The following is a 12019-nucleotide window of genomic DNA, read 5'->3' as shown; positions in this document are numbered from 1 at the left end:
CCCGTCGGGGCAGTCAGCGGTCCTGGGAGTCGGGCGAACGCAGCACCCTCAGGTGCCCGCGGCGCGCGACCTCCATCGGATCCGCCGTGCGCCGCCCGCCCTGCCCTTCGGCGACGACGCGCCCCTGCGCGGGGCGGGCCGCTTCCCGTACGGCGTTGGCGAGCGCTTCGAGGTCGTCACCGCTGGGCCTGGTCGGCGCCGACCCGTCCGTCAGCCGTACGACCTCCCAGCCGCGCGGCGCGGTCAGCCGCTCGCTGTGCTCGGCGCACAGGTCGTAGCAGTGGGGCTCCGCATAGGTGGCGAGCGGGCCGAGGACCGCGGTCGAATCGGCATAGACGTACGTCAATGTCGCCACGGCAGGACGGCCGCACGCGGTGCGCGAACATCGACGTACAGGGCTCACGACGTTGGACGGTACCGCACTCTTGAACGGGCTGCGACGACTCTCCACCAGGTCACCCCACCGTGTCGTCGTGCGGACGGGGTTTCGTACGGGTCCGGGAGGGCCGTACTGACCTGCGATGAAGGGCTCGACGCAAGGGACGTGACGGTTGGTGAACCGGTCATGACGTGACGTGAATCAGGTCAGTCGCGCAGCGCCCGACGATCGCCGGACGACACACAAGCGTCGTGAAGCGCCGCCGGAACGGTCAATTGACGACACGGCGTCGTGCGGAACGCAGTCGGAGGCAGGTCGGGGGGCGAGTTCGGCCGCCAGGCCGGCCCGGTGCGGCTCGCATGGTGGCGGATGCGGCTGCCGCACCCCGCGGAGAGCTACCCTGCGTGAGTGATGGACAGCTCCGTACCGCCGGGCCCCGGCGAGCGTCCGGCAGGGGAGCCGGCGCGGACCGAGCCCGGCACGTCGCCGGGCGGCGGTACGCCCCCGACCCAGGGCCCCGGCCCGGGAACCACCGAGCCGCGTCCACGGCGCAGGGACCGCCACGGCCGCGGGATGCGCGGCCCGATCGCCCCGCCCCAGGTCCCGCTCGCGCTCAGCCGGGCCGAGACCTTCCGCGACCTGGTGCGCGACTCCGTGGAACGCCTGGAACGCCGCCTTCCGCAACTGGCCGACGTGGACTTCCTCGTACTGGACGTGCCGGGCGTGCCCGAGGAGACCGTGCCGCTCGGCGACGCGGTCCCCGCCGAGCGCGGCCGGCCCGCGCGGATCGTCATCTACCGGCGCCCCGTGGAGATCCGCACCAAGAACCGCGACGAGCGGGCGCTGCTGGTCCACGAGGTCGTCGTGGAGCAAGTGGCGGAACTTCTCGGCCTCGCGCCCGAATCGGTGGACCCGCGCTACGGCCAGGACTGACGTACCCGGATAATTTGGCGCGACCACACTGACTTGGACCACACAGACTTGAGGGAAGGCTGCCCCGTGGCTGCTGCTGATCTGTCTCAGCTCGTGAAGGCGTACGACGTCCGCGGCGTCGTGCCGGACCAGTGGGACGAGGAGCTCGCCGAGCTCTTCGGCGCGGCGTTCGTCCGGGTGACGGGCGCCGACGCGATCGTCGTCGGGCACGACATGCGGCCGTCGTCGCCGGGGCTCTCGGGCGCGTTCGCGCGCGGCGCGGCGGCCCGCGGCGCGGACGTCACCCTGATCGGGCTGTGCTCCACCGACCAGTTGTACTTCGCCTCCGGCCACCTCGGCCTGCCCGGCGCGATGTTCACCGCGTCCCACAACCCCGCGCAGTACAACGGCATCAAGATGTGCCGCGCGGGTGCCGCGCCCGTGGGCCAGGACACCGGCCTCACCGACATCCGGGAACTCGTCGAGACCTGGTCCGTCGATGGCGCGCCCGAACCGGCCGCCACCCGGGGCGCGATCACCGAGCGCGACACCCTCTCCGAGTACGCGGCGCACCTGTTGTCGCTGGTCGACCTCGCCGACATGCGCCCGCTGAAGGTCGTCGTCGACGCGGGCAACGGCATGGGCGGCCACACCGTCCCGACGGTCTTCGAGTCGCTGCCGATCACCCTCGTACCGATGTACTTCGAACTCGACGGCACCTTCCCCAACCACGAGGCCAACCCCCTGGACCCGGCGAACGTCGTGGACCTCCAGGAGCGCGTACGGGCCGAGGGCGCGGACATCGGCCTCGCCTTCGACGGCGACGCGGACCGCTGCTTCGTGGTGGACGAGCGGGGCGAGGGCGTGTCCCCGTCCGCGATCACCGCGCTGGTCGCGGCGCGCGAACTCGGCAAGCACCCCGGCGGCACCGTGATCCACAACCTGATCACGTCGTGGTCCGTCCCCGAGGTCGTCCGCGAGCACGGCGGGACCCCCGTGCGCACCCGCGTCGGCCACTCCTTCATCAAGCAGGAGATGGCCAGCACCGGCGCGATCTTCGGCGGCGAGCACTCCGCGCACTACTACTTCCGCGACTTCTGGAACGCGGACACCGGCATGCTCGCGGCCCTCCACGTCCTCGCGGCCCTCGGCGGCCAGCCGGGCCCGCTGTCGGAACTCGTCGCCCAGTACGACCGCTACCGGGGCTCCGGCGAGATCAACTCGACGGTCGCCGACCAGACGGCGACGACGGAGAAGGTCCGTGCGTCCTTCGAGTCCCGCCCCGACACGACGATCGACACCCTGGACGGCCTCACCGTGACCACCCCCACCTGGTGGTTCAACCTCCGCCCCTCCAACACCGAACCCCTCCTCCGCCTCAACGTCGAAGCCAAGACCCCCGAAGACCTCGCACGCGTCCGCGACGAGGTCCTGGCTCTCGTACGGGGTTAGGCGCCGAGGGGCAGGGGCGCGGTCGCAGGGGCGGAGCTACGCGACAAGCGCCCCACCGCCCCGCAGCGGCCAGCGCTCCCGCAGGGCAGTGGCGGATGTGCAAAAAGGAAGCGCGGGGAACTGCGCGAGTCACACCCACCCCCGCACAACCCACCCGCCCCGCCCACCCCAGAGCGCGCCGCCCTCCACCCCTCAGCGGTACGCTGACGTCGCCCGGGCCGGGCAGCAGGCCGAACCAGGCAGGCCGCCCGGCCCACCCCGCGGCCACCCGGCCCCGGGCACCCCCACCGCCCACCCCGAAGGGACGCGCACCATGGCGCTCGAAGCCGGACTCCTCGACATCCTCGCCTGCCCGGCCTGCCACAGCGCCCTGCGCGAGGAGGAGACCCCGCAGGCCCAGGACGCCGCCGGTTCCGAGCTGGTCTGCACCGGTGCGGACTGCGGCCTGGCGTACCCCGTCCGCGACGGCATCGCCGTACTCCTCGTCGACGAGGCCCGCCGCCCGGCCTGACGCCAGGCGCACCGGGCGTACGACGCCCACCAGGCGCACGGGCCGCACCCACCCCGGCCCACCCCTCCGGCACACCCCACCCGCCGCCCGCGACCGACAACCGAACCGGCGATCGGAGGCCACGCCCCCATGCTCGACGAGTCACTTCTCGACGACCCGGAAGCCCTCGCCCGTGCCGACCGCAGAGGACTGCTGAGGGGCGCCGCCGAGGCGGGCGCCCGGGTGCGGACCGCCGCCCGGCACGCCGCCGAAGCCGGCATCGCCGAGCTTTCCCCCGAGGGTCGCCCCCGCGCCGTCCTCGTCGCCGGCTCCGGCACCGCCGCCAACGGCGCCGCCGACCTCGTCGGCGCACTCGCCGGCGCCGGCGCCCCGGTGATCCGCCTGCACCCCACCGGCGTCGCCCCCGCCCCCGGCGCCCTGCGCTGGGCCCTCCCCGGCTGGGCGGGCTCCCTCGACCTCCTCCTGGTCGTCACCACGGACGGCACCGAGCCCGGCCTCGAACTCCTCGCCGAGCAGGCGTACCGCCGCGGCTGCACCGTCGTCGCCGTCGCCCCCCGCCGCTCCCCGGTCTCCGAGGGCGTGGACGGCCGGCACGGCCTCGTCGTCCCGATGGCCACGGCGCCGTACGAGCTGTACGAGGAGTCCCAGGCCGCCGGCGGCCCCGGCGCCCTGTGGGCCCTGTTCACCCCGCTCCTCGCGCTCCTCGACCGCGTCGGCCTCCTCGAAGCGTCCCCCGAGGCGCTCGCGGGCGTCGCCGACCGCCTCGACCGCGCCGCCGAACGCTGCGGCCCCGCGATCGCGACGTACAGCAACCCCGCCAAGACGCTCGCCGCCGAACTCTCCGACAGCCTCCCGCTGATCTGGACCGAAGGCCCCGGCGCGGCCCCGACGGGCCGCCGCTTCGCCGCCGTGCTCGCCGAACTCGCCGGCCGCCCCGCGCTCGCCGCCGAACTGCCCGAGGCCCTGCCCGCGCACGGCGTGCTCCTCGTCGGCGACCTCGCCGCCGGGGCCGACCCGGACGACTTCTTCCGCGACCGCGTCGAGGAGCAGCAGGCGCTGCGCGCCCGCGTGGTCCTGCTGCGCGACCGGCCGGCGGGCGGCCTGACCGCCGCCCCCGCCGCCCGCGAACTCGCCCTCGGCCACGACACCCCGATCAGCGAGCTGGAGCCGGAGGAGGGCACCGACCTGGAGTCGCTCGCGGAGCTGCTCGCGGTGACGGACTTCGCGGCCGTGTACCTCGCGCTCGCGACCCCCGCGACGCCCTCCTGACCCGCGCAGCCACACGTATCCACAGCACAGCACTGCACTGCACACCGCGCCGCCGCACACCGCGCAGGCACCGCTCCACCGACCCCGCATCACCGAGCCCCGAGCCACAGCCGAAAGAAGTCGCACGCCGATGGACCGCCTCACCAACCCCATCCGCCCGTACGCCTGGGGCTCCACCACTGCCATCCCCGCGCTGCTCGGCGTCGCTCCCACCGGTGAACCCCAGGCCGAGCTGTGGCTGGGCGCCCACCCCGGCGCCCCCTCCCACCTGGACCGCGGCCCGCTCGACGCGGTCATCGCCGCCGACCCCGTACGGGAACTCGGCGGCCGGGTCGTCGGCGCGTACGGCCCCCACCTCCCCTTCCTCCTCAAGCTGCTCGCCGCCGGCGCACCGCTCTCCCTCCAGGTCCACCCCGACCTCGCCCGGGCCAGGGAGGGGTACGCCGCCGAGGAGCGCGCCGGCATCCCCGTCGACGCCCCCCACCGCAACTACAAGGACGCCAACCACAAGCCGGAACTGATCTGCGCGCTCACCCCCTTCGACGGGCTGTGCGGCTTCCGCACCCCCGCCGCGAGCGCCGACCTCATCGCCGGGCTCGGCGTCGACTCGCTCAAGCCGTACGTCGACGTCCTGCACGCCCACCCCGAGGACGCCGCCCTGCGCGAGGTCCTCACCGCCGTCCTGACGGCCGAGCGCGAAGCCGTGGCGGACACCGTCGCGGAGGCCGCTGCCGCCGCCACCCGCCTCGGCGGCCCGTACGCCCCGTACGCGCAGCTCGCCCACCACTTCCCGGGCGACCCCGGCGTGATCGCCGCGATGCTGCTCAACCACGTGCGGCTCCAGCCCGGCGAGGCCCTCTACCTGGGCGCCGGCGTCCCCCACGCGTACCTCGACGGCCTCGGCGTCGAGATCATGGCCAACTCCGACAACGTCCTGCGCTGCGGGCTCACCCCCAAGCACGTGGACGTGCCCGAGCTGCTGGAGGTCGTCCGCTTCGAGGCCACCGACCCGGCCGTCCTGCGCCCGGAGGCGTCCCCGACCGGCGAGGAGGTGTACGACACGCCGGCGCCCGAGTTCCGGCTGTCGCGCCACCTCGTCGCCGCCGACGCGGCCCCGTGCGACGTCACCGTCGACGCGCCGCAGATCCTGCTCTGCACCGCGGGCCGCGTCACCGTGGGCGAACTGACGCTCGCGCAGGGCGAATCGGTGTTCGTGCCGGCGGGCGACATGGTGGAAATCTCCGGCGCGAGCGGAGACTCGGGGACCCTCTTCCGCGCCACGGTCGCCATCTGACCGGAAAACCCCCGTTTCAACTGCCAGACTGGCGCCCCGACAGCAGCCACGCCGGCAGCGCCGCCCGACGGAACGGCCCGTCCCCGGGCCCGAGACGCTTGCGAACTGCCCCGTACCGCCATGGAGTGGCCCGTACCGACCGGATCGGGTCGAACCGGCTCGCGCGCACCGGCACACCGTCCGAAGGGACACCCACCCATGAGCGCGTCCGGCGGAACCAAAGCGATCGTGGCGGCGCTGGCCGCCAACCTCGCCATCGCGGTCGCCAAGTTCGTCGCGTTCCTCTTCAGCGGCTCGTCCTCGATGCTCGCCGAGAGCGTCCACTCGCTCGCCGACTCCGGCAACCAGGGACTGCTCCTGCTCGGCGGCAAGCGCGCCCGCCGCGCGGCCACCCCCGAGCACCCCTTCGGCTACGGCCGCGAGCGCTACATCTACGCCTTCCTCGTCTCCATCGTCCTCTTCTCCGTCGGCGGCATGTTCGCGTTGTACGAGGGCTACGAGAAGATCAAGCACCCGCACGCCATCGAAGCCTGGTACTGGCCCGTCGGCGTCCTCCTCTTCGCGATCGTCGCCGAGACGTTCTCCTTCCGCACCGCGATCAAGGAGTCCAACGTCCTGCGCGGCAGCCAGTCCTGGAAGGAGTTCGTCCGGCGCGCCAAGGCCCCCGAACTCCCCGTCGTCCTCCTCGAAGACCTCGGCGCGCTGATCGGCCTGGTGCTGGCCCTCGCCGGCGTCAGCCTCGCCCTCGCCACCGGCGACGGCGTCTGGGACGGCATCGGCACCCTCTGCATCGGCACCCTGCTGATCCTCATCGCGCTCGTCCTCGCCGTGGAGACGAAGTCCCTGCTGCTGGGCGAATCCGCCAGCGCCGCCGACCTCCGCACCATCGAGGAGGCCGTCGTCGACGGCACGTCCGTCACCCGCCTCATCCACATGCGGACGCTCCACCTCGGCCCGGAGGAACTGCTCGTCGCCGCCAAGATCGCGGTGCGCCACGACAACACCGCCACCCAGGTCGCCGCCGCCATCAACGCGGCCGAGGACCGCATCCGCGCCGCCTGCCCCATCGCGCGCGTGATCTATCTGGAACCGGACGTCTACAGCGCGTCGGCGGCAGCGGCCGGCACGAACCCGGGTAGGTCACCCGGCGGCCCCGGCTCCACCCCTGCCCACTGACCCGAGGTCCGTCGGACCTCCCGTCGGACCTCCCGTGCGGCGGTCCCCGAGCCCGTCCGCGCGGGCGTTCGCATCCGGACAATCCTGATGAGGGCTGGGGCCCGCCGCGCCCGGCGGTGTAGATTCGGGGCGAGAGTCAGACGTCGCTGCTGATGGCGGTCGGTCGGCCCCTTGCGGTCCGGCCGAGGGAGAGAGGGCCTCCGACGGACTGCACTGCGCGAGGTGTCGGGCATTCGCATGCCCGTGCACCTGCCGTCGCAGAGCCAGCCCCGTACCCACCTCGACCACCATTGAGGAGCAGCACCGATGACGACTGTCGCCTCCGACCAGGACTTCAAGGTCGCCGACATCTCCCTCGCCGACTTCGGCCGCAAGGAGATCACCCTCGCCGAGCACGAGATGCCCGGCCTCATGTCGATCCGCAACGAGTACGCCGAGCAGCAGCCGCTCGCGGGCGCCCGCATCACCGGCTCCCTGCACATGACGGTGCAGACCGCCGTCCTCATCGAGACCCTGGTCGCCCTCGGCGCCGAGGTCCGCTGGGCCTCGTGCAACATCTTCTCCACCCAGGACCACGCCGCCGCGGCCATCGCCGTCGGCCCGAACGGCACCCCCGAGGACCCCAGGGGCGTCCCCGTCTTCGCCTGGAAGGGCGAGACGCTGGAGGAGTACTGGTGGTGCACCGAGCAGGCCCTGACCTGGCCGAACACCCCCACCGGCGGCCCGAACATGATCCTGGACGACGGTGGTGACGCCACCCTCCTCGTCCACAAGGGCGTCGAGTTCGAGAAGGCCGGCGCGGCCCCCGACCCCTCGACCGCGGACAGCGAGGAGTTCGCCCACATCCTCACCCTGCTGAACCGCACCCTCACCGAGGACCCGCAGAAGTGGACCCGCCTGGCGTCCGAGATCCGCGGCGTCACCGAGGAGACCACCACCGGTGTCCACCGCCTGTACGAGATGCAGCGCGACGGCAACCTCCTCTTCCCGGCGATCAACGTCAACGACGCCGTCACCAAGTCGAAGTTCGACAACAAGTACGGCTGCCGCCACTCCCTCGTCGACGGCATCAACCGCGCCACCGACGTCCTGATCGGCGGCAAGGTCGCGGTCATCTGCGGCTACGGCGACGTGGGCAAGGGCTGCGCCGAGTCCCTCCGGGGCCAGGGCGCGCGCGTGATCATCACGGAGATCGACCCCATCTGCGCCCTCCAGGCCGCGATGGACGGCTACCAGGTCGCCACCCTCGACGACGTCGTCGGCTTGGCCGACATCTTCGTCACCACCACGGGCAACAAGGACATCATCATGGCCGCGGACATGGCCAAGATGAAGCACCAGGCCATCGTCGGCAACATCGGCCACTTCGACAACGAGATCGACATGGCCGGCCTCGCGAAGATCCCGGGCATCGTCAAGGACGAGGTCAAGCCGCAGGTCCACACCTGGACCTTCCCCGACGGCAAGGTCATCATCGTGCTGTCCGAGGGCCGCCTGCTGAACCTCGGCAACGCGACCGGCCACCCCTCCTTCGTGATGTCCAACAGCTTCGCGGACCAGACGCTGGCGCAGATCGAGCTCTTCACCAAGCCGCAGGAGTACCCGACCGACGTCTACGTGCTCCCCAAGCACCTCGACGAGAAGGTCGCCCGCCTGCACCTCGACTCGCTCGGCGTCAAGCTGACCACGCTCCGCCAGGAGCAGGCCGACTACATCGGCGTCAAGGTCGAGGGCCCGTACAAGCCGGACCACTACCGCTACTGACCGATCGGCCGCGCCGCCCGTGCGCCGCGGTACGACGCAGTGCTCAGCAGGCCCCCGCACCCCCGTGCCGGGGGCCTGCCCCGTACGCCCCCTCCGACTCCGAAGCCGACTCCGACGCACCACGCTGCACGACGCAGCAAGCTGCACCGCTGCGCGCACCTCACCGCAGAAGGACTGTGACGCCCCCATGCCCCGCGGCCGATATTCGCTGCACGATCCGCACGATCACACCCCCCTCGGTGAGGAACACTTCCACTGCGCGCCCGGCCCCTCCGGCTGGCGCTACGTCTCCCAGACCACCGCTCCCTCCGGCGAGCACCGAGGCTCCGTCGACCTCGCGATCGACGAACTCGGCCGCCCCCAGCGCCTCGAACTCCACGCCGCGAGCTGGCAGGTCCGCGGCGCCGCCCTGGACGGCGTCACCTGGGTCCGCACCGACCCCACGGGCACCCACGCCACCGAAGGCAACGTCCGCGCCTACGCCTTCACCGGCACCTCGCCGGCCTTCCTCGTCGCCACCGCACGTCTGCTGCGTCTCATCCCCCGATCCCCGGCGACCCGGGTCCGCCTCGTCGCCTTCACGGAACCCGTCCTCGCCCCTCGTACCGTCGATCAGTCCTGGGCTCTGCTGAGAAGTGAAGCGCACGCCACTGACAACGGCCCCTTGATGGTGGACGAATACCAGGTCAGCGCGCTCGACACGGGGGAGCAGCACACGGTGCACATCGCCGGGGACGTGGTCCTCGCAGCCCCCGGCATCGAGCTCGAAGACCTGGAGACCCCACCGTCCGTCTTCCCGGATCCCACCCAGGGCTAGGCCGGCGGCGCGAACCCCGTCGACGACGGTCCCGCCGCACGGTCGTCCCGCCCGTCGACCGGCGCGGGGGCAGCGGGAGGAACGGGCGCTGGAGGAGGAGGGACGGCGGTCGGCGTCGGCACCATCGGGGGCACCCCCGCCACGGGGGGCCCGACCACCGGCGGCACCGCCTGCGCCCCGAAGGCCCGGTGCGCGTCCCGCGTCTGCCGCTCGTGCACGACGGCGGCCAGATACGCAGCTGCCGGCACCCCCGCGGGAGCCGGCGCCCCCGTGCGCGCCACGAGCTCCGTGGCCAACCGCTCGGCCATCGGCCAGCTCACCGCCGGGTCCAGCTGTCCCATCCGCGTCAGGTACTGCCGTACGGCCAACCACAGGTCGTCCGGCACCCCCGACAGATCGAGCTGGGTGAACCGCCCCACGAGCCACGGCGGAGGCGGCGGCACCATCGCGCCCTGCGTCGCCGCCACGCGCTCCCGTACGACCAAGGTCCCCGCGAACACGTCCCCGAGCCGCCGCCCCCGCGCCGACACCAACGACGCGATGCACGCGACGACCCCGAAGGTCAGCGTGATCTCCACGAAGCCCATGGCCCCGCGCACCAGCGCGTGCCGGAACCGGATCGGCCCCCCGTCGTCCCGCACCACCCGCAGCCCGCACGCCAGCTTCCCCAGCGACCGCCCCCGGGACAGCGTCTCCACCGCGATCGGCGCACCCACCAGCAACAACAGAAGGGACGCGACGGAAATCGCAGCGAAAGCGGCGTCGTCCAAGGAAGCGGTGAGCAACTGGAGCACCAGGGCGACCGTCAAGTAGAGGGACCACGCGACGACCAGGTCGATGATCACGGCCAGCGCACGGCTCGGCACCTTCGCCGGCTGCAAGCCCAGGACGACCGCGTCCCCCGTCACAAGCGCACTCACCGCTGCCGTCTCCCCTGCTCGCCCGCCATCGCCCTGCCCCGTACAACGCGCTCACAGTCTGCCAAGCTGACCCGAAGCGCGTCGCAGTAGTACGAACGTACGCACCCAGTGCCTGGAGCAGCAGCCGACATGGACCTCGATGTCTTCGTGACAGCCCACCGCGCCGAGTGGGACCGCCTGGACCAGCTCCTGCGCCGAGGCCGCCACCTCACCGGCGCCGAGGCCGACGAACTCGTCGCTCTCTACCAGCGCACTTCCACGCACCTGTCCCTGATTCAGTCCAGCGCCCCGGACCCCACCCTGGTCGGCCGGCTCACCCAGCTCGTCGCGCGCGCCCGTGCCACGGTCACCGGCACCCGCCGCGCGAGCTGGCGCGACGCGGTCCACTTCCTCACCGCCGGATTCCCCGCGGCCGTGTACCGAACGCGCCACTGGTGGATACCCGCGGCGGTCCTCTCCACCCTGGTCGCCGCGCTCATCGGCTGGTGGATCGGCACCCACCCCGAGGTACAGGCGTCGATCGGCGCCCCCGAGGACCTCCGCGAGATGACCCGCCCGGGCGGCGAGTACGAGACGTACTACTCCAGCAATCCGGCCGCGTCCTTCGCTGCCCAGGTCTGGACGAACAACGCGCAGGCAGCCGCCATCTGCCTCACCCTGGGCGCCTTCCTCGGCATCCCGGTGATCTGGATCCTCCTCCTCAACATGGTGAACCTGGGCATCGGCATCGGTCTGATGTCCGCGGCCGGCCGCCTCGACGTCTTCCTCGGCCTGGTCCTCCCGCACGGCCTGCTCGAACTGACCGCGGTCTTCGTCGCAGCCGGGACGGGCCTCCGCCTCGGTTGGACGGTGATCGACCCCGGCCCGCAGACGCGCCGAGTGGCCCTGGCGCAACAAGGACGTGCCGCCCTCGGCATGGCCATCGGCCTCGCGCTCGTCCTCTTCGTCTCCGGAGTGATCGAGGGCTTCGTGACCCCGTCCGGCCTGCCGACCTGGGCCCGCATCACCATCGGCATCGCTGCCGAGCTGGCGTTCCTCGCGTACGTCTACGTCCTGGGTGGCCGCGCGGCCCGCGCGGGCGAGGCCGGAGACGTGGACACCGCAGATCAGAGTGCCCGGCTGCCCACCGCGGCGTGATGTGCATCTACCCCCTCGGAGCTGCTACTGTCCTCTCCGGACCACAAGACCGTTGACACGGATCGTGTGGGGAGGTAGATTCTAACGGTTGCCCCGGACGAGACATCGTCGAGTGCAACGGGTAGTATCTCTCTCGCTCTGGTCGGGACATCGCGTTCCACTGAGCCCACCGACTCCTTATCCGGATCGCAAATGACTGATCAGATCAGTCAAAAGCTTCTGATAAAGTCGGATCAGCCGAAAGGCAAAAGGCCAATCCAATCGGCCACCTGATGGAAATCGAAGTCCGGAAACGGACGAGAAAACATCTGGTAAGGTTGGAAACGCAAGACCGAAGGGAAAAGCCCGGAGGGTCCTGAGAGGGACTTGAAGGAAGCGTCCGTTCCTT

Annotated in this window: 11 protein-coding genes; 9 read left to right on the top strand and 2 right to left on the bottom strand. The window is 72.2% G+C overall.

Annotation, left to right across the window (positions count from 1 at the left end; translation table 11 throughout):
* Positions 1-13: 13 nt before the first annotated feature.
* Positions 14-451, bottom strand: a complete 438-nt coding sequence (locus tag AB0E05_RS33540; protein ID WP_361970841.1) for a DUF3499 domain-containing protein — start codon at positions 449-451, stop codon at positions 14-16.
* A 339-nt stretch (positions 452-790) separates the two neighbouring features.
* Between AB0E05_RS33540 and AB0E05_RS33535 the strand changes: the two genes are divergently transcribed.
* The 8 genes from AB0E05_RS33535 to AB0E05_RS33500 all read left to right on the top strand — a co-directional run bounded on the left by AB0E05_RS33535 (position 791) and on the right by AB0E05_RS33500 (position 9574).
* Complete coding sequence (locus tag AB0E05_RS33535) at positions 791-1312, top strand: metallopeptidase family protein (protein WP_361970840.1); 522 nt, start codon at positions 791-793, stop codon at positions 1310-1312.
* Between the two features lie 66 nt (positions 1313-1378).
* Positions 1379-2743, top strand: a complete 1365-nt coding sequence (locus AB0E05_RS33530) for a phosphomannomutase/phosphoglucomutase (protein WP_361970838.1) — start codon at positions 1379-1381, stop codon at positions 2741-2743.
* A 313-nt stretch (positions 2744-3056) separates the two neighbouring features.
* Entirely contained in the window at positions 3057-3254 is a 198-nt protein-coding gene (locus tag AB0E05_RS33525; protein WP_361970836.1) for a Trm112 family protein, read from the top strand.
* Positions 3255-3383: 129 nt separating this feature from the next.
* Positions 3384-4523 (top strand): SIS domain-containing protein, encoded by a 1140-nt coding sequence (locus tag AB0E05_RS33520; RefSeq protein WP_361970835.1) that lies wholly within the window; start codon positions 3384-3386, stop codon positions 4521-4523.
* Between the two features lie 130 nt (positions 4524-4653).
* Positions 4654-5817 (top strand): mannose-6-phosphate isomerase, class I, encoded by a 1164-nt coding sequence (gene manA / locus AB0E05_RS33515; protein ID WP_361970833.1) that lies wholly within the window; start codon positions 4654-4656, stop codon positions 5815-5817.
* Positions 5818-6015: 198 nt separating this feature from the next.
* On the top strand, positions 6016-6993 hold the full coding sequence (locus AB0E05_RS33510) for a cation diffusion facilitator family transporter (RefSeq protein WP_361970831.1): 978 nt from the start codon (positions 6016-6018) through the stop codon (positions 6991-6993).
* Between the two features lie 306 nt (positions 6994-7299).
* Positions 7300-8757, top strand: coding sequence for an adenosylhomocysteinase (gene ahcY, locus AB0E05_RS33505; RefSeq protein ID WP_361970829.1), 1458 nt, complete (start codon positions 7300-7302; stop codon positions 8755-8757).
* 187 nt (positions 8758-8944) lie between these two features.
* A complete protein-coding gene (locus AB0E05_RS33500; RefSeq protein ID WP_361970827.1) occupies positions 8945-9574 on the top strand; it encodes a hypothetical protein in 630 nt (209 codons plus the stop codon).
* Here AB0E05_RS33500 and AB0E05_RS33495 read toward each other — a convergent pair.
* Complete coding sequence (locus AB0E05_RS33495; protein ID WP_361970825.1) at positions 9571-10494, bottom strand: RDD family protein; 924 nt, start codon at positions 10492-10494, stop codon at positions 9571-9573. The genes AB0E05_RS33500 and AB0E05_RS33495 overlap by 4 nt on opposite strands.
* Before the next feature lie 129 nt (positions 10495-10623).
* Here AB0E05_RS33495 and AB0E05_RS33490 point away from each other — a divergent pair, with 129 nt between their 5' ends.
* The gene (locus AB0E05_RS33490; RefSeq protein WP_361970823.1) at positions 10624-11631 is read left to right on the top strand and encodes a stage II sporulation protein M; all 1008 of its coding nucleotides are present in this window, start codon (positions 10624-10626) and stop codon (positions 11629-11631) included.
* Positions 11632-12019: the final 388 nt, after the last annotated feature.

The sequence above is a fragment of the Streptomyces sp. NPDC048057 genome, assembly GCF_040653095.1.
Lineage (GTDB): Bacteria > Actinomycetota > Actinomycetes > Streptomycetales > Streptomycetaceae > Streptomyces.
This window is presented reverse-complemented; position numbering and strand designations above follow the sequence as displayed.

Excerpts from the sequence above, each read along its gene's own strand:
- AB0E05_RS33490 (WP_361970823.1), top strand. The coding sequence starts at position 10,624 with ATGGACCTCGATGTCTTCGTGACAGCCCACCGCGCCGAGTGGGACCGC.
- ahcY (WP_361970829.1), top strand. The coding sequence starts at position 7,300 with ATGACGACTGTCGCCTCCGACCAGGACTTCAAGGTCGCCGACATCTCC.
- AB0E05_RS33500 (WP_361970827.1), top strand. The coding sequence starts at position 8,945 with ATGCCCCGCGGCCGATATTCGCTGCACGATCCGCACGATCACACCCCC.
- AB0E05_RS33510 (WP_361970831.1), top strand. The coding sequence starts at position 6,016 with ATGAGCGCGTCCGGCGGAACCAAAGCGATCGTGGCGGCGCTGGCCGCC.
- AB0E05_RS33520 (WP_361970835.1), top strand. The coding sequence starts at position 3,384 with ATGCTCGACGAGTCACTTCTCGACGACCCGGAAGCCCTCGCCCGTGCC.
- AB0E05_RS33525 (WP_361970836.1), top strand. The coding sequence starts at position 3,057 with ATGGCGCTCGAAGCCGGACTCCTCGACATCCTCGCCTGCCCGGCCTGC.
- AB0E05_RS33535 (WP_361970840.1), top strand. The coding sequence starts at position 791 with ATGGACAGCTCCGTACCGCCGGGCCCCGGCGAGCGTCCGGCAGGGGAG.
- manA (WP_361970833.1), top strand. The coding sequence starts at position 4,654 with ATGGACCGCCTCACCAACCCCATCCGCCCGTACGCCTGGGGCTCCACC.